Genomic DNA, 23,329 nt, shown 5'->3' with positions numbered 1-23,329 from the left:
TTACACCGCCAGTCGCGTTTGCCGCAGCAGGGGCCGCGCGAACAGCTCGGCGAGATCGCCGGCCTGCTCGAAACCCTGGATCGGCGTGAAGATCAGCTCGATCGACCACTTCGTGGTCAGGCCTTCGGCCTCGAGCGGATTGGCGAGGCCGAGCCCGCAGACGACGAGATCGGGACGTGCCTCGCGGCAGCGGTCGAGCTGGCGCTCGACGTCCTGGCCTTCGCTGAGCTGCGTGCCCGCGGGCAGCAGCGCGAGTTCGGAGGCAAGATGATCGCGATGCAGATAGGGCGTGCCGACCTCGACCAGCTCCATGCCGATCTCGCGGGCAAGGAAACGCGCCAGCGGGATCTCGATCTGCGAATCCGGGAACAAGAAGACGCGCTTGCCGGCGAGCTGCGCGCGGTAGCGCGCCAGCGCCTTCTCCGCACGCTGCTTCAGCGGCGCGAGCGTGCGCTCGACATGGCTGCGCGACACGCCGAAGGCATCGGCCGCCGCCGCGAGCCACAACGCGGTGCCCTCGCCACCGAGCGGGAATGGCGCAGCGATACGCCGGCAGCCACGTTCCTCGAGCGCGCGCGCAGTGTCGCCGAGGAACGGCTGCGCCAGCAGCACGCGTGTCTCCGGGCCGATCGCCGGCAGCTCCGATGAGCGGCGCGGCGGCAGGAACGCGACCTGGTCGATGCCGAGCGCCGCGAACGTGCGCTTGAACTGGTCCTCGACCACATCGGCGAGCGCGCCGACCACCAGCAGCGACGGCCGCGCCGCGCGATCCGCTGTCGGCAACACCGGCACCAGCGCGGCAAGGCAGGCATCCTCGCCCTGCGTGAACGTCGTCTCGATGCCGCTGCCGGAATAGTTGAGCACGCGCACGCCGGGCGAGAAGCGCTGCGACAGCCTGAGCGCCGCGCGCGACAGATCCAGCTTAATGACCTCCGACGGACAGGAGCCGACCAGGAACAGCAGCTTGATGTCGGGACGCCGCGCCAGAAGCTGCGCGACGATGCGGTCGAGCTCGTCATTGGCATCGACGAGGCCGGCGAGATCGCGCTCCTCCATGATCGCGGTGGCGAAGCGCGGCTCGGCGAAGATCATCACGCCGGCAGCCGACTGGATCAGATGCGCGCAGGTGCGCGAGCCGACGACGAGGAAGAACGCGTCCTGGATTTTCCGGTGCAGCCAGACGATGCCGGTGAGGCCGCAGAACACCTCGCGCTGGCCGCGTTCGCGCAGCACGCCGTCGGACGACAAGGCCGGGGCAGTCGTGCAGGCTTGGGCGTGGACATTCATGACGCACGCTCCACGCTGGCGACGGCGGCCTGCTCCTGCAGCCGCGCCGCGCGCAGCTTGAGCAGGAACTGCGTGGCGTTGATCGCGTAGGCGGCGTAGGCGGCAAGCACCAGCAGCATCTGCTGCTGTGCCGAGCCGATGTGTCCGATGATCGCCGCGAGATAGGCCGTATGCAGCGCGATCACCAGCATCGAGAACACGTCCTCCCAGAAGAAGGCCGGTGCAAACAGATAGCGCCCGAACACGACCCGTTCCCAGATCGAGCCGGTGATCATGATGGTGTAGAGCAGCGCCGTCTTGAGGATGACGGAGGCGGTCGCGAGCCAAAGTCCCTCGCCCGTCGCGAAATAGCGCGCCACCAATCCGAGACTGATCAGGAAGACCAGAAACTGCAGCGGCGCCAGGATTCCCTGCACCAGGGTCCACGGCGTCGCGTCCCGCCTGCGCTTTTCCTCAGCCGTGTAAAGCGCTTGCCGCGGCGCACGCGCCGACTTCTCAGGTGTGAAGCAGAGTTGACTCCACAGCGACGGATCAGTGGCGGACGTGAATTGAGCGTCACACGATGTGTAAAGATGATTTGACAACATCAGTTCCGGGTGGTGCGATAACGGCAACCACAGGGATGTTGTTGGTGCACCGCACTCGGTCTGGTCAACGCTACGTTGTGCAGTTCGCAGGTGGCGCATCGCAAATCCCCGAGTGCGAGCCCGATGGGGAAACGCTAGACCTGGGCAGGAAGAGTGTCAATCAAAATTGACGTCAAATAATATTGACGCAACGAGTGACGTGCGCTCATATGGAGGGGAGGCGCTTATGACCGAACTCAATGAGACAGCCCGATTTCCGCGAGCACGCTTCCGGACGAAGCGTGGGTCATCCGGCTTTCATTCGCCGGCATCGCCACGCGTCAACGTGGCCTTACACAGCACGCGTCATCCTCAGCTCAACGGAGCGATCGAAGCCGAGATCATTCCGCGTCTGGTGATGGCGCATGCCTCCACACTCGAGCGCGTGCCCGCGGCCATCCCGGCGTCCGCGCAGGAGGCCGCCGATTTCGCCGAGCTCGTGCTGGAGGCGGATGACGATCGCGCCGTCGCCTGCATTCAGGCGCATCGCGATCACGGCGAGACGCTGGAGCGGATCTATCTCGATCTGCTGGTGCCGACCGCGAACCACCTGCGCCATCTGTGGGCCGACGACGAGCGCGACTTCGCCGACGTCACGCTCGCATTGTGGCGGTTGCAGCAGTTGCTGCGTCATTTCAGCCCGGCGTTCTGCGCCGAGCTCGCGGTCGCGCCGGCGGGCCTGCGCGTGCTGCTGACGACCGCTCCGGGCGACCGACGCGAGATCGGGCACATGATGTTCGGCCTGGTGCTGGCGGGCGAATTCTTTCGCCGCGACGGCTTCGACACCTGGATCGAGCCGGATACTGCGGATCGCGGCTTTGTCGAGACGCTCCGCACGCAATGGTTCAACGTCGTCGAGTTTTTCGCCACCAGCGACAAGAAGCTTGACGATCTCGCCTCAAACATAAGGATGGTCCGGCGCGAGTCCTCCAACCAGGACATCGGCGTGCTGGTCTGCGGTCCTGCGTTTATTGAACGGCCTGAACTCGTTCTTCTGGTCGGCGGCGACGGTGTCGTCTCCGACCTGAGCAGAGAGGCTTCGCAAGCCCGGCACGTCGTCAGTCTTCTGACCGAACGGCGATAGCCAAGAGGGTGCAGTGAAGATGAATGCTGGAACGAGACTTGCCGCGCGAATGCTCCTTGACTGGGAGGACAACGGCGTTGGTGAGGGCGTTCAGAGCTCCGAAAGAGTCGCTTGGCGATCTCAATGCGGATGTTGCGGCCATGCTGGTGGCCGCAGCGTCCGACATTGCGCTCGCGCTCGACGCCGACGGCAACATTCAGGACCTGGCCTTTCAGCAGGCCGGGCTACCGCTTGAATTGAGAAACACAGACGAGTGGATCGGCCGATCCTGGCAAGCAACAGTGTCCGAGGAAAGCCAGACCAAGCCAGAGCTACTGCTCGCCGAAGCCTCCCAGCGCAAGGTATCGCGCTGGCGCGAGGTGCGTTATCCGGCCGCACGCGGGCCGGACATTCCGATCCTGTTCGCGGTGGTGGCGATCCAGGGGGCAGCCCGCTACATCGCCGTCGGCCGCGACGTGCGCGCCACCGCAGCCCTCCAGCAGAAGCTGATCGAGGCCCAGGTTGCGATCGAGCGCGACTACTCGCGCATGCGCAACGCCGAATCGCGCTACCGGATCCTGTTTCAGATCACCGCCGAGCCGGTGCTGATCATCGACGCCGTCAGCCACCGCATCGTCGAGGCCAACCCGGCCGCGGCCACCCTGCTCGATCATGGCGCTGCCACCCTGATCGGCAAACTGTTTCCCGACGCGCTGCTGCTCGACGATACCGCGGTCTCGCAATCGTTATCGCTGGCGATCCGTTCGCAGGGCAAGATCGAGCGCGCCAAGGTCACGCTCGACGGCGGCCAGGACTATCTGCTCGACGGCACCTTCTTCCGGCAGGATACGTCCTCGCTATTCCTGCTGCGCTTCTCGCCGCAATCCGTGCATCAGGCGCTTCCGAAGGCATCGGACGTCAACACCCAGCTGGTGCAGTTCGTCGAATCGGCGCCCGACGGGTTCGTCATCACCGACATGGAGGGCCGGCTGCTGCACGCCAACGCCACCTTCCTGCAGCTCGCCCAGATCGAGAACATGCATCAGATCCTCGGCGAGACGATCGACCGCTGGATCGGCAAGTCGGCGGTGGATTTTTCGGTGATGCTGAGCAATCTGCGCCAGCACGGCACCTTGAAGCTGTTCTCCAGCGTTGTCCGCGGCGAGCATGGCTCGCCGGTCGACGTCGAGATCTCCGCCACCACGGTCGGCGCGCCCGGCCAGGCCCGGCTCGGCTTCACCATCCGCAATGTCGGCCCGCGCATCACCGGCGACGGCGGCGACCACGCCTTCATTCCGCGCTCGCGCGAGCAGCTCGCCGAGCTGATCGGCCGCGTGCCGCTGAAGGAGCTGGTGCGCGAGACCACCGACGTGATCGAGCGGATGTGCATCGAGACCGCACTCAAGCTCACCGGCGACAACCGTGCCACCGCCGCGGAGATGCTCGGCCTCAGCCGGCAGAGCCTCTACGTCAAGCTCAGGCGCTACGGCCTCGCCGAGTTGAGCGAGGAAGACAGCCAGTTGGAATAGTGGGAAGAGTTTTGCAATGACCGAGATCGCGCCCGTCCCGCTCGCCCCAAGGATTCCTACAAGGAATTCTGCAAGGTCTCCTGCGAGGCTTCATCCTTCGGCCGTTCTCGAACTGTTGAAGCCGATTACCTGGTTTCCGCCGATCTGGGCGTTCGGCTGCGGCGTGGTGTCGTCGGGTGCGCCGCTGGCGCCGCGCTGGCCGATCGTGATCGCAGGCCTCGTGCTGGCCGGCCCCATGGTGTGCGCCACCAGCCAAGCCGTGAACGACTGGTTCGACCGCCATGTCGATGCGATCAACGAGCCGGACCGGCCGATCCCATCGGGCCGGATTCCCGGACGCTGGGGCCTTTACATCGCGCTGATCTGGACCGTGTTGTCGCTCGGCGTCGCGACCCTGCTCGGCACCTGGGGCTTTGCCGCGGCCGCACTCGGCCTCGCGCTGGCCTGGGCCTACAGTGCGCCGCCGATCCGGCTGAAGCAGAACGGCTGGTGGGGAAACAGCGCCGTCGGGCTCTGCTACGAGGGGCTGCCGTGGATCACGGCCGCCGCGATCATGAGCACGCAGGCGCCATCCTGGCCGGTGCTGGCGATCGCGCTGCTGTACAGCGCCGGCGCCCATGGGATCATGACCCTGAACGACTTCAAGTCGATCGGCGGCGATCGCGTCAGCGGCGTCAACTCGCTGCCGGTGCTGCTTGGTCCGGAAAGAGCAGCGCGGCTCGCCTGCATCACGATGGCGCTGGCGCAGGTCGGCGTGCTCGTGCTGCTGGTGACCTGGAGCCGGCCGGTGCATGCCATGATCGTGGCCGCGCTGATCGCGGTCCAGCTGGTGCTGATGCGGCGGCTGATGACGAAGCCACGCGAGCTCGCGCCCTGGTACAACGGGACCGGCGTGCTGCTCTATGTGCTGGGCATGCTGGTGACGGCATTCGCACTGGCAGGGATGTCGGCATGACGACGACGGCCCCTGCTCCGCTCTCCTGGTTCGGCATCGTCAGGCTCGGCCTGGTGCAGACCGCGCTCGGCGCGGTCGTGGTGCTGACCACCTCGACGCTCAACCGCGTCATGGTGATCGAGCTGGCGCTGCCGGCGATGATCCCAGGACTCCTGGTGGCCATCCACTACGCGATGCAGGTGCTCAGGCCCTGGCTCGGCCACGGCTCCGATGTCGGCGGCCGCCGCTTCGCCTGGATCGTCGGCGGCATGGCCGTGCTCGCCGCGGGCGGTCTGCTCGCCGCCGTCGCCACCGCGCTGATGGCGACGCAGCTTGCTCTCGGCCTCGCGCTCGCCGTGGTCGCCTTTATCATGATCGGCATCGGCGTCGGCGCCGCCGGCACCTCGCTGCTGGTGCTGCTCGCCAAGCGCACCGCGCCGACGCGGCGCAGCGCTGCCGCCTCGATTGCCTGGATCATGATGATCGCCGGCTTCATCGTCACGACGGCGGTCGCCGGCAAGGCGCTGGACCCGTTTTCCGGCGAGCGGCTCATGCTGGTATCGGGCACCGTTTCGGCGATCGCCATGGTGCTGACCCTGCTCGGTGTGTGGGGCATCGAGCAGCCGGAGCTGTCGACGCAGGCAGCCTCCGCCGCGGCCGAGCGTGGCGGCTTCATGGAGGACTTCCGGGAGATCTGCCGGGAGCCCCAGGCACGGCGCTTCGCGATCTTCATCTTCGTCTCGATGCTTGCCTATAGCGCCCAGGACCTGATCCTGGAGCCGTTCGCCGGCAGCGTGTTCGGCATGACGCCGGGCCAAACCACGCAGCTCTCGTCAGTCCAGCACATGGGCGCGCTGATCGGCATGATTCTGATGCCGGCGATGGCGAGCCTGCATGCCGACTGGCGGACGCGGCCGCAGCCCTGGATCATCGGCGGCTGCCTCGCCTCGGCGCTGGCGCTGCTGAGTCTGGTGGCGGCCGCCACCGTCGGCCCGGCCTGGCCGCTGCGCGGCTCGGTGCTGCTGCTCGGCATCACCAACGGCGTCTACGCCATCGCCGCGATCGGCGCGATGATGAACATGGTGAGCGAAGGCCGCGACAATCGCGAGGGCACGCGGATGGGCCTGTGGGGCGCGTCGCAGGCGATCTCGTTCGGCATCGGCGGATTCGTCGGCACGGCGGCGGCCGATGCCGCGCGTCATTTCATGCCGTCGACCGCCTCGGCCTATGCGGCAGTGTTCGCCGCCGAAGCGGCGCTGTTCGTCCTTTCCGCCTGGCTCGCGATCTGGATCAAGCGCCCCCGCGAGCAGACATCGACGCTTCAGGCGCAGCCGGCCAATCAGGGAGCCTAGCGCGATGACCCTCACGACCTCTTCCGAGACCTTCGATGTTGTCGTAGTCGGCGGCGGCCCCGCCGGCGCCACCGCTGCCAACGACCTGGCACGACAGGGCCATCATGTGCTGCTGCTCGACAAGGCCGGTCGCATCAAGCCGTGCGGCGGGGCCATCCCGCCGCGGCTGATCGCCGAGTTCGAGATCCCCGACCATCTGCTGGTGGCGAGGATCTCGTCCGCGCGGATGGTGTCGCCGAGCAACCGGGACGTCGACATGCCGATCGACGGCGGCTTCGTCGGCATGGTCGATCGCGAGCATTTTGACGAATGGCTGCGGGCGCGGGCAGTACAAGGCGGCGCGATCCGCCGTACCGGGACGTTCAGCGAGCTTACCCGCGACAAGGACGGCGTGGCCGTGATCCACTACGAACGCCGCATGGATGACGGCAGCGTGCGGGCTGACAGCGTGCGGGCGCGGGTCGTCATCGGCGCAGACGGCGCCGTCTCGGCGGTCGCGCGCCAGTGCATCCCCGAGACCAGCGAGATGCGCTACGTGTTCGCCTATCACGAGATCATCCGCTCGCCGGATCGCAGCCATCCGGTCTTTGACCCCACGCGCTGCGACGTGGTGTATCGCGGCCAGCTGTCGCCGGATTTCTACAGCTGGGTGTTTCCGCACGGCCCGACCACCAGCATCGGCACGGGCAGCGCCCACAAGGGCTTCTCGCTGCGCGGCTCGGTCGCCCAATTCCGCAAGGCCGCCGCACTCGACGATCTCGAGACCATCCGCCGCGAGGGCGCGCCGATCCCGCTGAAGCCGCTGTCGCGCTGGGACAATGGCCGCGACGTCGTGCTCGCCGGCGACGCGTCGGGCGTCGTCGCACCTGCGTCCGGTGAAGGCATCTATTACGCGATGGCCGGCGGCCGTGCGGCGGCGAATGCCGTCGCCCTGACGCTCAAGACCGGCGATGCCGCTGCGCTCGCCACGGCGCGAAAGGCCTTCATGCGCAAGCATGGCGGCGTGTTCTTCATCCTCGGCATGATGCAGCGCTACTGGTACACGAACGATGCCCGCCGCGAGCGCTTCGTGGCCATCTGCCGCGACAAGGACGTGCAGCAGCTGACCTGGGACGCCTACATGAACAAGGAGCTGGTGCGGGCGAAGCCGCTGTCGCATGTGCGGATCTTCTTCAAGAATATCGCGCACCTTACGGGTCTCGCAAAAGCGGCCTAGCAGCTCACGTGATGGATGAGCTGTTTCACAGCCCGCATCTGGTCGACCTGATCCTCCTGGTCGTTGCGCTGGAGTTCATCGCTCTCACTTGGATCTGGCGGCGGCGCCGCCGCGGCATCAGCCCGCGCGCGCTGCTGCCCAACCTGCTCGCCGGCGCGTGTCTGCTGCTCGCGTTGCGTTGCGCGCTGACGGACGCACCGTGGTTCTGGCTCGCGGGTTGCCTCGCCGCGTCGGGCGTCGCCAACGTGGCTGATCTCAGGCAGCGGTGGCGGTAGAGCACGACAAGATTGCGTGAAAACGCATCCATGCTCTCATTGGCAAAGTGCGATGACCACGACGGCACGCGCCGCGACCTCAGTCTCACCCTCCCTGGAGGGGGAGGGTCGGTCGCGCGCGAAGCGGGCGAGCGGGGTGGGGTGAAGCCGCGGAAACCGGTGGAGAGATCACCCCACTCCGGCTCACATGCGCTTCGCGCATCTGAGCCGACCCTCCCCCTCCAGGGCCCTCCAGGGGAGGGTGGGGAGCGGGGCTGACCTCGAGAGTGCTCTCTACTTCTTCTCGGAGAACGTCTTCAGATAGGCGATGACGTCCTTGCGCTGCTGCTCGTTGGCAAGCTTGAACACCATCTTGGTCGAGCCGGTGGCCTGGTCCGCCTTGCCCTTCTCGGTCAGGTACTTCTTCAGGAAGGCGCTGGGGTCGACCAGATATTCGAAGATGTTGTCGTCGGTCCAGACCAGGCCGGCCTCGCCCGCATGCTTGTTGAGATCGGAATAGGCGAAACCGGGATAGGTCCCGGTCGGACGGCCGACGACGCCGGTCAGCACGGGACCAACTGCGTTCTTGGCGTCGGGTCCGATGCGGTGACACGTCATGCACTGCTTGAAGACCTGTTCGCCCTTCGTAGCATCGCCTCCATCCAGCGCGAACGCCGCACCGGCTGACGTTACCGTGACCAGCATCGCGACCAAACCCGCTCTGAGCATCCTGCGTCCTCCCGATCTTTTGTTAGTGCATGTCATTGCCCCTTACAGCTAGCAGTGTCATGAGACCTTGTCATTCACAAGCGCGACAAACTGGGCGGTTAAGTCGCACTTCGACCACGGAACCGGCATAGGAACACCAACGAAAGTTGCATGCTCGGAAATAAACCTTGACACCGAAGGCGCTGCGTGGGCTAACGACATCTCCAAGACTCTCAATACGTTAGCGGGATGCGGCGCAACGCCTTCAAAATGCGCGCCAAACGGATTGGCCGCGCGATCCTGTAAGCGTCTCAACGGGTGGCAAGACGATGGCCGAGTTTCACGGTCCACGACCCGACGTGACATTGCTGCTCGACATGGACGGCGTGATCCGTGAGGCCACGCTGTCTCCCAACATGTCAGCTGAGAATGTCGACGTATGGCTCGGCCGTCCGTGGTCCGAGATCGTCGATGATGCGAGCGAGAAGATCGAACGCATCATGCAGGACACCAAGCGGACCGGCCTGTCCGCGTTTCGCCAGATCACCCAGCGGTTCCCGAGCGGCCTGGAACTCCCGATGGAGTTCACGACCGTATTGCTCGGCGGTCGCGCCGGCATGCTGGCGATCGGCAAGAACCTGCAGGCGGTGGCCGAGTTGCAGGCGCGGCTGATCTCGGCGCAGCAGACCATCGAGCGCGACTATTGGCGACTGCGCGAAATCGAGACGCGCTACCGCCTGGTGATCGAGGACTCCAACGAGGCCGTGCTGCTGACCAAGGTCTCCGACCTGCGCATCGTCGAAGCCAACCGGACCGCCGTGGCGGCGCTCGCGGGCTCCCACCGGCGCCGCGACAATCTGGTCGGCCGCGAGTTCCTGCAGGAGATTCCGCCGAAGGACCGCGAAGCGGTGGAACTGATGCTGAGACGGGTCCGCGACCAGGGCAAGGCGCCCGGCATCGTGATCCATGTCGGCGAGGAGGCCGCCCCCTGGATGCTCAGGGGCTCGCTGATGACCAGCGACAATGCGCCGATGTTCCTGCTGCACATGGCGCCGATCGGCAAGGCTGCGCAGCCCGGCCCCGCGCCCGACGATCCGGAAGGGCTGATCGACAACCTCCCCGATGCCGTCCTCAGCATCGATGCCTCCGGCACCGTCAAGCGCGCCAATCGCGCTTTCCTGGAACTGGTCGAGATCGGCACGAAAGAGGCGCTGATCGGCGAGAAGCTGAGCCGCTGGTTGATGCGTCCCGGCGCCGACCTGTCGGTCCTGATCTCGAACGTCGAGCGTCATGGCGCCGTCCGGCTGCTGTCCACCACCATCCAGGGCGAGCTCGGCACCGAGACCGAGGTCGAGATCTCAGCCGCGGCTCACGGCCTCGACGGCCAGCGCCGGATCGGCCTCGTGCTGCGGAACATCTCCCGGAGGTTGTCGCCGACGGCGGAGCATGACAATCTGCGGACCGCGCTTGCGGCAATGAACGAATCGGTCGGCAAGACTCCGCTGCGCGATCTGGTCAGGAGCACCGTCGAGGTCGTCGAACAGCATTACGTCCGCGCCGCTCTCGAGCTCGCGAACGGGAACCGGACGTCGGCCGCCGAAATCCTCGGTCTCAGCCGCCAGAGCCTTTACGCCAAGCTCGATCGGTATAATCTGAGCCAACTCGAAGAAAACGGCGAGGAAACCGAAAAGGGGAGATAGTTGCCCATTCCGCTGAAAACGCCGGCCTTCGGCCACGCGACTCTTGCGGATTGCGAGCGCGAACAGATCCATCTCGCCGGCTCGATCCAGCCGCACGGCATCCTGCTGGCGATCAAGGAGCCGGACTGCATCGTCATCCAGGCCAGCGCCAATGCCGCGGCCTTCCTCAACACCAACGCCGTCGTCGGCCGGCCGCTGCGTGATCTCGGCGGCGACCTGGCGCTGCAGATCCTGCCTCATCTCAACGGCCCCCTGCACCTCGCGCCGATGACCCTGCGATGCAGCATTGGATCGCCGCCAAGGCGGGTCGACTGCACCGTGCATCGTCCCTCCAATGGCGGCTTGATCATCGAGCTGGAGCCGGCCACCAAGACGACCAACGTTGCGTCCGCCCTGGACGGCGCGTTTCATCGCATCACCTCGGCTTCGTCGCTGGTCGGTCTCTGCGACGAGACGGCGACGATCTTCAGGGAGATCACGGGCTACGACCGTGTCATGGTCTACCGCTTCGACGAGGAGGGCCATGGCGAGGTGCTGTCGGAACGGCGGCGGCCCGAGCTCGAGGCGTTTCTCGGCAACCGCTATCCCGCGTCCGACATTCCGCAGATCGCGCGCCGGCTGTACGAGCGCAACCGCGTGCGGCTGCTGGTCGACGTGAACTACACGCCGGTGCCGCTGCAGCCGCGCATTTCGCCGCTCAACGGCCGCGACCTCGACATGTCCCTGAGCTGCCTGCGCAGCATGTCGCCGATTCATCAGAAATATCTGCAGAACATGGGTGTCGGCGCCACCCTGGTGTGCTCGCTGATGGTCAGCGGCCGGCTCTGGGGGCTGATCGCCTGCCATCATTACGAACCGCGCTTCGTGCCGTTCGACATCCGCGCCGCCGGCGAGGCGCTGGCCGAGACCTGCGCGATCCGGATCGCGGCGCTGGAGAGCTTCGCCCAGAGCCAGTCCGAGCTCGTCGTGCGCCGACTGGAGCAGCGGCTCGTCGAGGCGGTGTCGCGCGACGGCGAGTGGCAGGCAGCGCTGTTCGACGGCTCGCAATCGCTGCTGCAGCCGCTCGGCGCGACTGGCGCGGCGCTGCTGTTCGAGGGTCAGGTCACGACCGCAGGGGACGTCCCCTCGACGCAGCGGATCCGTGACCTCGCCGCCTGGCTCGACCGTCAGCGCCCGCCGCCGGAGGCCGGTCCGCAAGGGCTGACGGTGACTGCGGCACTGACGCTGAACGAGCCGGCCTTCATGGACATCCGCTCGATTGCGAGCGGCCTGATCGCCGCCCCGCTGTCGGCGAGCGACGGCGAATATCTGTTGTGGTTCAGGTCGGAGCAGGTGCGGACCGTGACCTGGGGTGGTGACCCGCTGAAGGCCGTCATCATCGGCGACGACCCGTCCGATCTGTCGCCGCGCCGCTCGTTCGCGCAATGGCACCAGCTCGTCGAGGGCAAATCCGAGCCATGGTCGGCTGCGGAGCTGGCCTCTGCCCGGCTGATCAGCGAGACCGTTGCCGACGTAGCGCTGCAATTGCGCTCGGTGCGCATGGTGATCGCGCAGGACCAGCTCGCCACGATCAGCGCGCAGGTTCTGCGCTCCGAGCAGCCGGTGATCATTGCCGACGTCGAAGGCCGCGTCCTGCTCATGAACGAGGCGTTCGAGCAGCAGCTGCCCGCCTCGCATCCGCATATCCCGCATCTGCGCGATCTCGGTGCCTACTGCACGGCGCCGGCGGAATTCCGCGCCAATCTCGACGATCTCATGCGCAACAAGCGCAGCTGGCGCGGCGAGCTGACGCTGACGGGCGGTTCCTCGCCGCGACGCCCGCTGATGGTCCGCGCCGATCCGGTGATTGCTCCTTACGATCGCGTGCTCGGCTTCGTGCTGATCTTCTCCGACCTCACCGAGCGCAAGGCTGCGGAAGCCGCGCGCGCGCGGTTCCAGGAGGAGATCGACGGCGCAAGACGACCGACGCTGCGGCTCGATCAGAGCGCCAGCCTGATCTACAAGGAACTTGCCGCATCCACCGTGGAGAACGCTCAGCTCGCCGCGCTCGAAGTGACACATGGCGCCCAGGCGGGCAGCATGCCCGAAATGCTCGAGAGCATCCGCAACTCAACCGCACGGACGCTCGAGATCATCGAGCACTTGGTGTGGTACCGCTCGCAGAGCCATGAGTGACGAGAGGACGCGCGGTCGCTGTCCCGTCGTTCACCAATCCGAGGCCCAGCCGCTTTCACTATGCAGCTCACTCGTCGACGACGTAGCGACGATGTAGCCCAATATCTCACCCCGGCCGCGGTCTACTCCCCTCCCCCTCTTGCGGGCAGGGCAATCGCATATGGCTCTCCAACGCGGCCCAAACGAAATATTGGAATCGCGAAGGCCGACGGGAGGAAATTTTCGAATCCAGACTGCTCCTTGGAAGCACGAAAAGAATCGAAAAATTCCACATGCGATTGCCCTGCTCTTGCGGGGAGGGGAGCCGAACGTCGCCGGGGAAACACATCGGCTCGAATGCCTGTCGCGCTTAAGCGCGTCGCTGATGCGCGCGATACGAGACTCGAAACCGGCCACCTCAGCCAGCAAGCCCCGTTGCCTGCTGCAGCGCTTGCGACAACGTGATGTTCAGCTGAAACGCCGTGGCGGCTTCCTCGATGACCACGTCATGCTCGGCCATGCGCGTGCCTGCCCGCTCCAGCGAAACGCGATACGCGTCCTTGAAGCGCGGGATGTCGGCAATCGCCGGAAAATCATAGAACGACAGCGCCTCCGGCCTGAGCTCCAGCGAGCGCGCGAGAATCTTCTTGATGATCTGGCCGCCGCTGAGATCGCCGAGATAGCGCGTGTAGGCGTGCGCCAGCAGCGCATGGCCCTCGCCTCCCCCTGCCTCGCGGATGGCGCCGACATAGGCGATGGTTTCGGGCAGCAGCGGCAGATTGGTTGCATCGAGCTGCGCAAGATCAGCCGCGATCGCAGCGCTGCGATTGAGCTCGGGCCGCACGATGAGGCCGGTCACCGGCGAAGCCGCGTGACGCAGCAGCTCCGCTTCGAGCGTCTCGTAGACCGGCAGCAGGTTGCGCAGCAGCAGCGCATAGGCCTCTCGCGTGCCGCGTCCCCGCAACAGCTCGGCGACGATACCGGTCCGCTCGGCGGTGACGTGGAGCGCCTTGGTCCGCTCGCGCATCGCCTCCAAAAGACTGGCCGGGCGCACGCTGCGCCCGGCCCTATCGATGTGATCAGAATCAACTCGGTCCAACATCTCTCAACCTGCAAGACTCGGCACCGGCAAGACTTCAGCGCGGCGGTGCCAGCCCGTGCTTCACGCCCCACTCGAACCAATTGTCGACGACGGTGCCCGACAGTAGGATACCGATGCCGCCGGTCAAGGTGCAAAGCACGGCGAACCACCAGGCCCAGCGATGGATCGACTCCGCCGTCGCATTGAAGCCCATGGTCCAGCGCCAGAACAGCGCACCGCGTTCGAAGGCCGTACCGCGGTCGACGATCTGCTCCAGCTCACGCTCGCCACCGTAGCGGCTGATCGCCAGCACCGTCGCACCATGCATCGCGAACAGCAGCGCCGACCCGTAGAGGAAGGCGATCGAGAGCATGTGGAACGGGTTGTAGAACAGGTTGCCATGGGTGATCGAGAAGTTGTTGGTCCAGTCGAGGTGCGGGAAGATGCCGAACGGCACCGCCTCGCTCCAGCTCCCCATGAAGATCGGCCGGATGAAGCCGAGCACCAGATAGAGCCAGATCGCCGACGCGAACGCCCACGACACATGCGTGCCGAGGCCGAGCGCACGGGCACGGCGATAGGTGCGCGCCCACCACAACAGGATCGACGTCGTGAGGAAGAAGCCGGCCATCAGCCACCAGCCGCCCTCCTGCAGCGGCGGGAAGATCTGCAGGCCGTATTCCGGCGCCGGCGGCTGCAATGACAGCCAGAAGAACTGGCGGATGAACTCCTGCGGGCTCCAGTTCACCGAGGCCAGCATGTTGAGACCGATGATCTCGATCGCAGCGAAGCCGCACATCAGTGAGGCGAGGCCGAGGAAGCCGAGATAGACCGGGCCGACCTGGGCGTCGCCGAGCTTGCCGAGCCAGTAGTTGAAGCTGCCCTTGCCGAGCCGCTCCCAGACGCCGGGCTCGATCGGGATGCCCGGATAGATCGCGCTACGAACTTGGATCTGCGTGAAGATGTTCTGGTATTGGGCCATGACGACCTCTCCTTGAACTCATTGCACCGGCGACCAGATCGGGATCCTGCGCCACCAGTCCCACCAATCCGACCAGGCATTGCCCTCGGGCATCAGCCAGGCGGGACCGGAGATGACGATGCACACGGCGCTGAAGAACACCGCCGACAGCGCCAGGAACAGGCCGAGGCGGTGGATGCCGAGCGTGCCGATGGAATAGCCGAGCAGGTCACGGAACATCGTGTTCTCATGCTCCGGCGACTTCATCTCCTGGCCCTTGCCGGGGTTGGCGGCCGACAGGATCAGCGAGCCGTGCAGTGCGAGCGCGAGACACGTCGTGAAGAAGAACGTGATCGCGATCATGTGCGCGGGGTTGTAGTGGAAGTTGCCGAACTGATAGCCGGTGTTCGACACCCAATCGAGATGGGTGATGATGCCGTAGGGGAAGGCGTAGCTCCACGAGCCCATCAGCACCGGACGGATCACCTCCAGCGTAAAATAGGCGAAGATCGCAAACGAGAACGCGAAGGGCACGTGATAGCCGATCGCGAGCTTGCGGCAGATCTCAACCTCGCGCAGCGCCCACGAGATGAACGCGCCATGCGCGCACACCGTGATGAGCTGCCAGAAGCCGCCTTCGGTGAGCGGCGCGAACGACAACCCGTATTTGGCGTCCGGCGGATTGATGCTGATCTGCCAGAGATTCCACGTCGGTCCGAGCGCCGTGGCGTAGAGAATCAACGCCACGCCGACGAAGGTGAAGAAGATCGTCGTTACGCCGAAGAAGCCGACGTAGAACGGTCCGATCCAGAAATCGAAAAGGTCGCCGCCGATCAAGGTGCCGCCGCGGACGCGGTATTTTCGTTCAAAGCTGAGCATTGCCATCGGTCTTGCCTCCGCTGCCCGTCGCTCGATTTGCTGCGTACGTATCGCCGTGTCGTGAATTGGTGGACGAGAGCTTTGGGAAGCGGGCGGACGGGGTCTGCCGCCGGCGCCCGCCCGCTTCCCTGATGTCGTGCGAAGCTCTTAGGTGAGCTTCACCGGGGTCGCCGGATCTGAGATCGACGACGTCTTCGCAGCACGCGGTCCCTCCAGCCAGTTGAACCGGTTGGTGCTGAGCAGGATGAAGTGAATCACCAATGCCAGCCCGAACAGGAACACGCCGAGAGCCACGAGAACCCTGCGCGGATCGAACAACAACCACAAGCGCCACATAGTTTTCTCCTTTCGGTCAGGTCAGGTAGGAGAGCGCGAGAGTGGCGTAGTGAGCTGCCCCATCCATCGCCGCCTTGTAGCCAGTCGGTCCGGGCAGCCAGGGACGCCACATCCAGGCGAGAATGTGGGCGACGATCGCAACCGCCGTGAAGACCACAAAGCTCGTCATGAAGATGCTATGGAATTCCCTAGCCTCCGCTTCGGTCAGCCCCGACAGAGAGCCTCCCTTGTTTGGTTCCACCATAGTAGTACCTCCTGGTGTTGGCCTTTCGGCCGGATGCCGCTCACCGAAATGAGCGGCGTCGAAGCGCCATCCCGTTGCCGGGATGACATCCGCGCGGCAAGCCGCACGAATTCCTTGCAAGACTCGCGGGGCCTGAACGCATGACCCCGAAGCCCAAAACCTGCGGGGCCCTACAGCCCCATGAACGAGGAGGTCGCGCAATTCGCGGCCTTGATCCTCGCCTCGCCAAAGATCGCACCGAGCGGCGCCGGACGGTGGCCGGTGATGAGAGAGCCGATCCGGCGCAGCACGCCCTCGACCATCAGCACGACGAAGCACACCGCGTAGACCAGGAGATAGTCGATCCGCTCGCGCGATCTCGGCGCGACGTCACGATCCATGCGTTCGTATAACGACATCGTCCTCTCCCTCTCCGCCTCGTCCCCTTGCCTACGCCGCCTGGCCCATTGCGAGCCGTGACCGCGCCTGCGCGAGAACGTCCTCCGTCACCTTGTCGAGCCCCGCCTGGCGCGCGCCGCTCTCGGCCGCGTCGCGCAGGCGCTTGGCTGCCGAGATCCGCACCAGCACCGGCTGGGTCTCGATGATCTGATCCAGCGCCAGCTTGGCGCCGTCGTCCCATGGCAATTCGCGCTCGAGCCGCGCCGGCGTCGCCGCGATCTGATCGAGCTGCGTGGCGAGCGGCAGGATGTTGAACAGCGCATCGAACAGCGCGTTGCAGACTTCCTGCACGACGTAGGTCGCGCCGGCATAGCCCATGAACGGCGTGCCGGTGTGACGGCGGATCACCGTGCCCGGGAACGAGGCCGGGATGTAGATCGCGCGGTTGCCGGCCTCTGCCGCATACATGCGCTCATTGTAGCTGCCGAACAGCACCAGCGGCGGCCGCTCGTGGATCAGCTTGCGGATCGCGTCATTGTCGGTCTTGGCGCCGGCGCAGCGCGAGATCGCGAAGCTGCAGGGCAGACCGAGCTCGGTCTCCAGGAAATTGCGCAGGCCGCGCGCGTAAGTTTCCGAGGCGACGATGCCGAAGCTTGCGGTGCCGAAGAAGTCCTGCGTCACCGAGCGCCAGAGATCCCACACCGGCTTGATGGTCGTGTGCTTCTCGCGGGCGATGAAGGGCTCGGGATCAAGCCCGAGCATCTCGCCCAGCGTGCGCAGGAATTTGGTCGTCGAGTGCAGCCCGATCGGCGCCTGCAGGTAAGGCCGCTCCAGCGTCTCGCACAGCAGCCGGCCGAACTCGCGGTACATGCAGATGTTGACGTCGGCATTGACCAGCTTGGGCACGTCGGCGAGGTGGCTGCCGAGCGGGAACACCATGTTGATCTCGGCGCCGATGCCCTCGACCAGGCGGCGGATCTCGGCGAGATCCGACGGCATGTTGAAGGTGCCGTAGATCGGCCCGATGATGTTCACGCGAGGTTTCTCGCCCTCGGCGCGCGGCTTGCGCTCGGGAATTTTGCGCGAGCCGTATTCGCTCCACAGCCAGCTCAGCGCACGGTTGGCGCTCTGCCACTGATCCTCGTCGATGGTGCGCGGCAGGAAGCGCTTGATGTTGGAGCCTTCAGGCGTGACACCGCCGCCGATCATCTCGGCGATCGAGCCGGTGACGACGACCGCCGGCAGGTCCGGATCGAGCGCGGCGCGGGCGCGCTTCATCGCCTGCTCGGTGCCCTTCTGCCCGAGTTCGTCCTCGCCGAGGCCGGTGACGACGATCGGCAGTTCGTGCGGCGGCAGGCCGTCGGTGTAGTGCAGCACCGAGGTCACCGGCAGGTTCTCGCAGCCGACCGGGCCATCGATGATGACCTGCAGGCCCTTGATCGCGGTGAACGCGTAGACCGCCCCCCAATAGCCGCCGGCGCGATCGTGGTCGAGGATCAGCATTACACCATCTCCTCGGACTTGCGCTTCTTGGCCTGCGCCGCGACCGCCTTGCGGTACTTGTCGCGGAACTCAGGACGCGCGACAGGTGCGCCCTGCCACACGCCCGCAGCGTCGCCCTCACCGACGCCTTCGAAGAACTCACGCATCTCGTCGAACCGCGCCTTGCCGCCGATCGCGGCATTGACGACCTGGGCCAGCGAGCCAGCACCGGAGATGCCGAACAGCGGCCGCGCCGAGATCAGGTTGGTGAAGTACAGCGACGGAATCGCGCGCGCCTTGGCCTTCTGCACGACCGGCGTGGTGCCGATGGCGAGATCTGGCGCGAACTCGTCGACCGCCGCGAGATCCTGCTCCAGCGAGGCGCGATACTGCACGCGCACGCCGCGTTGTTCGAGCCAGGCGCAGTCGACCTCGGACCAGCGCGTACGCGGGCACGCCGTGCCGACATAGCGCAGATCGGCGCCGCTCTCGACCAGGAGACGGCCGACCAACAGCTCCGAGCCCTCATAGCCCGAGAGCGTGATGCGGCCGCGGATCGGTTTGTCCGCGAGCGCGCCGCGGATCGCCGGCAGCACCGCGTTCTTCGCCGCATCGATCTGCGCGCGGCCGACGCCGCAAGCTTGTCCAACCGCCTCAAGCCAATCCGCGGTGCCATCGCAGCCGACCGGCGCCGAGCCGATGATCGGCCGGCCCGCCGCCTCGAACTCGCGGATCGAGGCCGTGTAGAACGGATGAATCGCCGCGACCGCCGCGCAGTCGAGCGCACCATACAGCTCGCGCCATTCGCGCGTCGGCACCGTTGGTCCAGCGGCGAGGCCGAGCGGCGCCAGCAGCATGCCGATCCCGACGGGATCGGCGGGGAACATTTCACCGAGCAAGGTGATGGTCGGCTTGTCGCCTTTCGGCGCGCGTGGCGCCTGCACCGGCCCCTGCTCGGCCTCGCGCCGCGCGTAGTTGAGCATCGCGCCCGCGAGCACGTCCTTGGCCTCGGCATGGGTCGGCACGCCGAAGCCCGGCACGTCGATGCCGATCACGCGGACGCCGTTGATCTCCTTGGGCAGGATCTGCAGCGGCACGCCCGAGGCGGTGGGGACACAGAGATTGATGATGACGACGCAGTCGTAGTTCGCGGGGTCTGCGAGCTTGAACACGGCCTCGCGGATGTCCTCGAACAGCTTTCCGGTGACCAGCGTTTCCGAGTTGAACGGGACGTAACCTACGCTGCGCCGCGCGCCGTAGAAATGCGAGGTGAAGGTCAGGCCATAGACGCAGCAGGCCGAACCGGACAGCACGGTCGCCGTGCGGCGCATGCGCAGGCCGACGCGCAGCGAGCCGAATGCCGGGCACATGCTCTGCGGCTGGTCGTGCGGCCCGATCGGATAATCGGCCGCATAGCGCTGGAGCACCTCGCTCTTGCCCGCGGCATCGGCGGCCTTCTTGAGCTCGGCCTTGCCGGCGTGACATCCGAGCGCCTCGGGCTGCGCCGGCATGCCTGCGACCGCGCCGCTCTCCGCGCTCACCGCCTGATGGACCACTGCATCGCTCATTGCACGAGATTCCGCTACTACATTCCGCTGCTCAGCACGCACCCATCACACATTGTCGTAGATCACTTCGAGCGACGGCTTCATCACCGCCGTGCTGCCGCACATGTCCTCGAGCGTCGCCTGCTCCAACACCACGTCGCGGCCAGTCTCCGAGGCCTTGAACAGACCGAGCAGACCGTCATGGGTCAGAGGATGCGGATGCTGTGGCGGCGCCTCGGCGACGTTCTTGGCGAGATGCTCGAACAGCGGCGCCCAGGGCGTGCCGGGCCGGCCGATGATCTGATAGCTCGCGCTCTTGCGGCGGATGTCGTCGTCGGCTGGAATCGAGGCCAGCACCGGAATGCCGGTCGCCTCGGCGAAGGCGTGCGCCTCGCCGGTGCCGTCGTCCTTGTTGATGACGATGCCGGCGACGCCGACATTGCCACCGAGCTTGCGGAAATACTCCACCGCCGAACAGACATTGTTGGCGACGTACAGCGATTGCAGGTCGTTGGAGCCGACGATGATGACCTTCTGGCACATGTCGCGCGCGATCGGCAGGCCGAAGCCGCCGCAGACGACGTCGCCGAGGAAATCGAGCAGCACGTAGTCGAAACCCCAATCGTGGAAGCCAAGCTTCTCGATCAGTTCGAAGCCGTGGATGATACCGCGCCCGCCGCAACCTCGGCCCACTTCAGGCCCGCCGAGCTCCATCGCGAACACGCCGTCGCGCTTGAAGCAGACGTCGCCGATCTTGACCTCCTCGCCGGCGAGCTTCTTCTTCGACGAGGTCTCCAGGATGGTCGGGCAGGCGCGACCGCCGAACAGCAGCGACGTCGTATCGCTCTTCGGATCGCAGCCGATCAAGAGCACCTTCTTGCCCTGCTGCGCCATCATGTAGGACAGGTTGGCGAGCGTGAAGCTCTTGCCGATGCCGCCCTTGCCGTAGATCGCGATGATCTGCGTCGCCTTCTTCGGTGCAGCCGTCACCGGCGCATCCGGCTCGATCGCGGCCTCGGCACGCAGGGCATCCGTCATCGCGCTGATCTTGGTCGGGGCGTTCATGCGGCAGCTCTCCAGTCCAGGACCATCTTGAGACATGACGGATCGTCGAACGCGGTCTGGTACGCGCTGCCCGCCGACGACGCTTCCGCGTGATGCGTGATCAGCCCGTCCAGCGACAGCCGGCCGGTGTCGATCAGGTTGCGCACCGCGAGCAGATCATCGTGCTTCCATTCCGCGGCGACGCGGATCGCCGCCTCGCGCATGAAGGCCGGCGGATAGGAGAAGGTCAGCGGCGCGCTGTAGAAGCCGGCGAGGATGATCTCGCCCCGAGGAGCCAAGCGCGCAATGAGACTGTCGAGCAGCCCGGCATCGCCGCTGGCATCGAAGATTAGGCGGTAGTCGCGCTTGCTGTCGTCGGCCGGATCGATGACGCGGTAGCCCATCGCGCCGGCGGCGCGCTCGGGATTGCTCTCCCACACGACCGGCGGATCGCCGCCCATCGCAATGATCAACCGCGCCAGCAGCCGACCGAGCACGCCATGTCCGACGACGCATTCGGCCTGGCCATCGCCGCCGATCGAGAGAGCATGATAGGCGGTCGCCGCCAGCGCCAGCAGCACGCCGCGCTCGCCATTGGACTCATCGATCGCGACGACGCGCTGAGGGGGAACGTTGAGGCGCGAAGCGGAAGCACCGAACAGGCTCCTGACCTCGCCGAAGCAGCGCGCCGCGCCCGGCACGAACACGCGTTCGCCTTTCCGGAAACCCGAATGCGGTGCCGCGTGCGCGACGCGCCCGACGGCCTCGTAGCCCGGCACGAGCGGATAGCCCATGCCCGGGAAGGCTGGCATGCGGCCTTCGTACAGCAACCGTTCGGTGCCGGTGCTGATCGCGCTCCATTCGATGTCGACGGTGAGACAGTCCGGGGCATCCGCCAACTGCAGATGCTGCAGCGACAACTCCCTCGGCCTCCCCAGCACCACGGCGATCGCGTCCATAGCCCAAACTCCCCGGCGACGCCCGCTCTCTTACGGGTGTCAGGTTAGTCCGACTGGAGAGAGTGTCAACATATATTTACAGTATGAGTGTCAGCTTTTCGCGACAATCACACTCGCGATCAACGGGATGCGCGTGCGAAGTGCTCGCACCTGCGAAAACCCTGCCACGTTGAGCATCTCGCGCAGTCGCGCAACGCTGCGCGGCCGTCCTTGACCCATGGCGCGCAGATAGATTTCGAAATAGGCGCTGACGCCGTCGCTGCCGCCGGCCACGTCACGCATCGGCTCGCCGAGCAGCAGCACGCCATGCGCGGGCAATGCGGCGCGGACCTTCGCGAACAACCGCGCCACCGCCGCGTCGTCGTGATCGTGCACGACACGAATCAGAGAGATCACGTCCGCGCCGGTCGGCAGCGGGTCATCGTAGAAACTGCCGGGGGTGATCGTGACGCGATCGGCGAGGCCTGCTTTCGCCAAGCGCTCCTGCGCGATCGCGGCGACCTCGGGCAGATCGAACAATTGCATGCGCAACTGCGGCGCGGTCCGCGCGGCCGCCGCCAGGAAACTGCCGTCGCCGCCGCCGACATCGAGCAGACAGCGATGACCCGTCAGCGGATAGGCGGCAAGAACAACGTCGGCGATCATGGGCTGCGACGCCGCCATCAGCGCGGTGTACGGCGCGACGCTCTCGCGCGACAGCGGCGCGCTGCCATGATCGAGCGCATAGGGCCAGTAATGCGCGAGCCGGCGTTCGCGATCCTGGCCGCGCAACAGCGCGATGGGATCGCCGAGATCCGAATAGAGCGCCGCGTGATGCCGGACCATCGCGGCGATGCCGGGATTGCCGAGCAGCGCCGCGCCGAGCGGTCCGAGCCCATAGCGCACCCGGCCACGGCGCTCGAGCAGTTGCAGCGCGCAAGCCGCCTCGCAAAGGCTCTCCATCGCCGCCTCGGACATCGCCGCGCGCGACGCCAGATCCTTGATCTCGCACGGTCCCGGCCGCAACGTCTCGAACAGATCGAGCTGCACGCAAGCCGAAAGCGTCTGCGAATAGACAAAGCCGGCGCACAGGTCGAAAAGCTCCGCCGCCCGCCGCCGCGCAATCGGCCGCGTCAACGGAAACGCCGCCGCCCAGCGCTGGAACGTCGCACTCGCCAGCAACGAATCGCGCCACCCCCGCCAGCGATCACTTAGGCTGATTGCTGCCGGCGAGTCGTGGCGGATGGCGGCGGGCATGGCGGTCAGAGCTCCAGAACCGGCGCGGACACGCGCGAGTCGAACGCGGCCATGCGCCGACGTGTCGAACTGCCCACCCTCCCCTGGAGGGGGAGGGTCACCGCGCGCAGAGCGCGCGGTGGGGTGGGGTGGGCCCGGAAATAGGTACTGATGGATGAAAGGGCGCTCGGGTTTACCTGTATCGACGCCCGAGAGACGACTAGCACTGTGCGCGCGGATGGTCTGTCACCCCACCCCGGCCCGCATTTCGCTGCGCTCATGCGCGCCGACCCTCCCCCTCCAGGCAGGGGAATCGCATGTGAACCAGCCCTGTAAGGCATTGTGATCTGGTCAAAAATCGATTCTGAAGGTGGCTCCTG

At 66.2% G+C, this 23,329-nt stretch carries 22 protein-coding genes; 8 read left to right on the top strand and 14 right to left on the bottom strand.

Going from position 1 to position 23,329, the window contains the following annotated elements; translation table 11 throughout:
• Window positions 1-1,287 carry a ferredoxin:protochlorophyllide reductase (ATP-dependent) subunit N gene (locus tag ACQR07_RS30695; RefSeq protein WP_434905811.1) on the bottom strand — a complete coding sequence of 429 codons (1,287 nt, stop codon included), beginning with the start codon at window positions 1,285-1,287 and terminating at the stop codon, window positions 1-3.
• A complete protein-coding gene (gene bchF / locus ACQR07_RS30690; protein ID WP_434905875.1) occupies window positions 1,284-1,871 on the bottom strand; it encodes a 2-vinyl bacteriochlorophyllide hydratase in 588 nt (195 codons plus the stop codon). The genes ACQR07_RS30695 and bchF overlap by 4 nt, the downstream gene beginning before the upstream one ends.
• 328 nt (window positions 1,872-2,199) lie before the next feature.
• Between bchF and ACQR07_RS30685 the strand changes: the two genes are divergently transcribed.
• The 6 genes from ACQR07_RS30685 (at window position 2,200) to ACQR07_RS30660 (ending at window position 8,282) form a co-directional block, all read left to right on the top strand.
• On the top strand, window positions 2,200-2,997 hold the full coding sequence (locus ACQR07_RS30685) for a cobalamin B12-binding domain-containing protein (RefSeq protein WP_434905810.1): 798 nt from the start codon (window positions 2,200-2,202) through the stop codon (window positions 2,995-2,997).
• A 140-nt stretch (window positions 2,998-3,137) separates the two neighbouring features.
• Entirely contained in the window at window positions 3,138-4,505 is a 1,368-nt protein-coding gene (gene ppsR / locus ACQR07_RS30680; RefSeq protein WP_434905809.1) for a transcriptional regulator PpsR, read from the top strand.
• A gap of 16 nt (window positions 4,506-4,521) precedes the next feature.
• On the top strand, window positions 4,522-5,460 hold the full coding sequence (gene chlG / locus ACQR07_RS30675; protein WP_434905808.1) for a chlorophyll synthase ChlG: 939 nt from the start codon (window positions 4,522-4,524) through the stop codon (window positions 5,458-5,460).
• Window positions 5,457-6,791 (top strand): BCD family MFS transporter, encoded by a 1,335-nt coding sequence (locus tag ACQR07_RS30670; RefSeq protein WP_434905807.1) that lies wholly within the window; start codon window positions 5,457-5,459, stop codon window positions 6,789-6,791. The genes chlG and ACQR07_RS30670 overlap by 4 nt, the downstream gene beginning before the upstream one ends.
• A 4-nt stretch (window positions 6,792-6,795) precedes the next feature.
• Window positions 6,796-8,007, top strand: a complete 1,212-nt coding sequence (locus ACQR07_RS30665; protein ID WP_434905806.1) for a geranylgeranyl diphosphate reductase — start codon at window positions 6,796-6,798, stop codon at window positions 8,005-8,007.
• An 11-nt stretch (window positions 8,008-8,018) separates the two neighbouring features.
• Complete coding sequence (locus tag ACQR07_RS30660; RefSeq protein WP_434905874.1) at window positions 8,019-8,282, top strand: hypothetical protein; 264 nt, start codon at window positions 8,019-8,021, stop codon at window positions 8,280-8,282.
• A gap of 273 nt (window positions 8,283-8,555) precedes the next feature.
• Here the strand turns inward: ACQR07_RS30660 and ACQR07_RS30655 are convergent, their stop codons facing one another.
• Window positions 8,556-8,975, bottom strand: coding sequence for a c-type cytochrome (locus ACQR07_RS30655; protein WP_434867923.1), 420 nt, complete (start codon window positions 8,973-8,975; stop codon window positions 8,556-8,558).
• 323 nt (window positions 8,976-9,298) lie between these two features.
• Here ACQR07_RS30655 and ppsR (ACQR07_RS30650) point away from each other — a divergent pair, with 323 nt between their 5' ends.
• Window positions 9,299-10,669: a transcriptional regulator PpsR gene (ppsR, locus tag ACQR07_RS30650; protein ID WP_434905805.1), complete on the top strand. Its 1,371-nt coding sequence runs from the start codon at window positions 9,299-9,301 to the stop codon at window positions 10,667-10,669.
• Window positions 10,670-12,844, top strand: coding sequence for a GAF domain-containing protein (locus ACQR07_RS30645; RefSeq protein ID WP_434905804.1), 2,175 nt, complete (start codon window positions 10,670-10,672; stop codon window positions 12,842-12,844).
• A gap of 397 nt (window positions 12,845-13,241) precedes the next feature.
• Here the strand turns inward: ACQR07_RS30645 and ACQR07_RS30640 are convergent, their stop codons facing one another.
• From ACQR07_RS30640 to ACQR07_RS30590, 11 genes are all read right to left on the bottom strand, one after another.
• On the bottom strand, window positions 13,242-13,925 hold the full coding sequence (locus tag ACQR07_RS30640; protein WP_434905803.1) for a heme oxygenase (biliverdin-producing): 684 nt from the start codon (window positions 13,923-13,925) through the stop codon (window positions 13,242-13,244).
• Between the two features lie 34 nt (window positions 13,926-13,959).
• The gene (gene pufM, locus ACQR07_RS30635; RefSeq protein WP_434905802.1) at window positions 13,960-14,886 is read right to left on the bottom strand and encodes a photosynthetic reaction center subunit M; all 927 of its coding nucleotides are present in this window, start codon (window positions 14,884-14,886) and stop codon (window positions 13,960-13,962) included.
• A gap of 18 nt (window positions 14,887-14,904) precedes the next feature.
• Window positions 14,905-15,750: a photosynthetic reaction center subunit L gene (pufL, locus tag ACQR07_RS30630; protein WP_434905801.1), complete on the bottom strand. Its 846-nt coding sequence runs from the start codon at window positions 15,748-15,750 to the stop codon at window positions 14,905-14,907.
• Between the two features lie 141 nt (window positions 15,751-15,891).
• Window positions 15,892-16,080 (bottom strand): light-harvesting antenna LH1, alpha subunit, encoded by a 189-nt coding sequence (gene pufA / locus ACQR07_RS30625; RefSeq protein WP_315725281.1) that lies wholly within the window; start codon window positions 16,078-16,080, stop codon window positions 15,892-15,894.
• 16 nt (window positions 16,081-16,096) lie between these two features.
• On the bottom strand, window positions 16,097-16,324 hold the full coding sequence (pufB, locus tag ACQR07_RS30620) for a light-harvesting antenna LH1, beta subunit (RefSeq protein ID WP_434905800.1): 228 nt from the start codon (window positions 16,322-16,324) through the stop codon (window positions 16,097-16,099).
• 170 nt (window positions 16,325-16,494) lie between these two features.
• Window positions 16,495-16,722 carry a hypothetical protein gene (locus ACQR07_RS30615; protein WP_434905799.1) on the bottom strand — a complete coding sequence of 76 codons (228 nt, stop codon included), beginning with the start codon at window positions 16,720-16,722 and terminating at the stop codon, window positions 16,495-16,497.
• A gap of 31 nt (window positions 16,723-16,753) precedes the next feature.
• Window positions 16,754-18,205 carry a chlorophyllide a reductase subunit Z gene (gene bchZ, locus ACQR07_RS30610; protein ID WP_434905798.1) on the bottom strand — a complete coding sequence of 484 codons (1,452 nt, stop codon included), beginning with the start codon at window positions 18,203-18,205 and terminating at the stop codon, window positions 16,754-16,756.
• Window positions 18,205-19,752: a chlorophyllide a reductase subunit Y gene (bchY, locus tag ACQR07_RS30605; protein ID WP_434905797.1), complete on the bottom strand. Its 1,548-nt coding sequence runs from the start codon at window positions 19,750-19,752 to the stop codon at window positions 18,205-18,207. The genes bchZ and bchY overlap by 1 nt, the downstream gene beginning before the upstream one ends.
• Window positions 19,753-19,797: 45 nt before the next feature.
• The gene (locus tag ACQR07_RS30600; protein ID WP_434905796.1) at window positions 19,798-20,796 is read right to left on the bottom strand and encodes a chlorophyllide a reductase iron protein subunit X; all 999 of its coding nucleotides are present in this window, start codon (window positions 20,794-20,796) and stop codon (window positions 19,798-19,800) included.
• Window positions 20,793-21,734, bottom strand: coding sequence for a chlorophyll synthesis pathway protein BchC (gene bchC / locus ACQR07_RS30595; protein ID WP_434905795.1), 942 nt, complete (start codon window positions 21,732-21,734; stop codon window positions 20,793-20,795). Before bchC ends, ACQR07_RS30600 begins: the two co-directional genes overlap by 4 nt.
• 90 nt (window positions 21,735-21,824) lie before the next feature.
• Window positions 21,825-22,970 (bottom strand): methyltransferase, encoded by a 1,146-nt coding sequence (locus ACQR07_RS30590; protein ID WP_434905794.1) that lies wholly within the window; start codon window positions 22,968-22,970, stop codon window positions 21,825-21,827.
• Window positions 22,971-23,329: the final 359 nt, after the last annotated feature.

It is taken from the genome of Bradyrhizobium sp. HKCCYLS20291, assembly GCF_051167715.1.
GTDB lineage: Bacteria > Pseudomonadota > Alphaproteobacteria > Rhizobiales > Xanthobacteraceae > Bradyrhizobium.
The sequence above is the reverse complement of the archived record's forward strand: the minus strand, read 5'-3'. Positions and strand labels throughout refer to the sequence as shown.

Excerpts from the sequence above, each read along its gene's own strand:
- pufB (WP_434905800.1), bottom strand. The coding sequence starts at position 16,324 with ATGGTGGAACCAAACAAGGGAGGCTCTCTGTCGGGGCTGACCGAAGCG.
- pufL (WP_434905801.1), bottom strand. The coding sequence starts at position 15,750 with ATGGCAATGCTCAGCTTTGAACGAAAATACCGCGTCCGCGGCGGCACC.
- ACQR07_RS30600 (WP_434905796.1), bottom strand. The coding sequence starts at position 20,796 with ATGAACGCCCCGACCAAGATCAGCGCGATGACGGATGCCCTGCGTGCC.
- ACQR07_RS30590 (WP_434905794.1), bottom strand. The coding sequence starts at position 22,970 with ATGCCCGCCGCCATCCGCCACGACTCGCCGGCAGCAATCAGCCTAAGT.
- pufM (WP_434905802.1), bottom strand. The coding sequence starts at position 14,886 with ATGGCCCAATACCAGAACATCTTCACGCAGATCCAAGTTCGTAGCGCG.
- ppsR (WP_434905805.1), top strand. The coding sequence starts at position 9,299 with ATGGCCGAGTTTCACGGTCCACGACCCGACGTGACATTGCTGCTCGAC.
- chlG (WP_434905808.1), top strand. The coding sequence starts at position 4,522 with ATGACCGAGATCGCGCCCGTCCCGCTCGCCCCAAGGATTCCTACAAGG.
- ACQR07_RS30670 (WP_434905807.1), top strand. The coding sequence starts at position 5,457 with ATGACGACGACGGCCCCTGCTCCGCTCTCCTGGTTCGGCATCGTCAGG.
- pufA (WP_315725281.1), bottom strand. The coding sequence starts at position 16,080 with ATGTGGCGCTTGTGGTTGTTGTTCGATCCGCGCAGGGTTCTCGTGGCT.
- ACQR07_RS30660 (WP_434905874.1), top strand. The coding sequence starts at position 8,019 with ATGGATGAGCTGTTTCACAGCCCGCATCTGGTCGACCTGATCCTCCTG.
- ppsR (WP_434905809.1), top strand. The coding sequence starts at position 3,138 with ATGCTGGTGGCCGCAGCGTCCGACATTGCGCTCGCGCTCGACGCCGAC.
- ACQR07_RS30640 (WP_434905803.1), bottom strand. The coding sequence starts at position 13,925 with ATGTTGGACCGAGTTGATTCTGATCACATCGATAGGGCCGGGCGCAGC.
- bchZ (WP_434905798.1), bottom strand. The coding sequence starts at position 18,205 with ATGCTGATCCTCGACCACGATCGCGCCGGCGGCTATTGGGGGGCGGTC.
- bchY (WP_434905797.1), bottom strand. The coding sequence starts at position 19,752 with ATGAGCGATGCAGTGGTCCATCAGGCGGTGAGCGCGGAGAGCGGCGCG.
- ACQR07_RS30695 (WP_434905811.1), bottom strand. The coding sequence starts at position 1,287 with ATGAATGTCCACGCCCAAGCCTGCACGACTGCCCCGGCCTTGTCGTCC.
- ACQR07_RS30665 (WP_434905806.1), top strand. The coding sequence starts at position 6,796 with ATGACCCTCACGACCTCTTCCGAGACCTTCGATGTTGTCGTAGTCGGC.
- bchC (WP_434905795.1), bottom strand. The coding sequence starts at position 21,734 with ATGGACGCGATCGCCGTGGTGCTGGGGAGGCCGAGGGAGTTGTCGCTG.
- ACQR07_RS30615 (WP_434905799.1), bottom strand. The coding sequence starts at position 16,722 with ATGTCGTTATACGAACGCATGGATCGTGACGTCGCGCCGAGATCGCGC.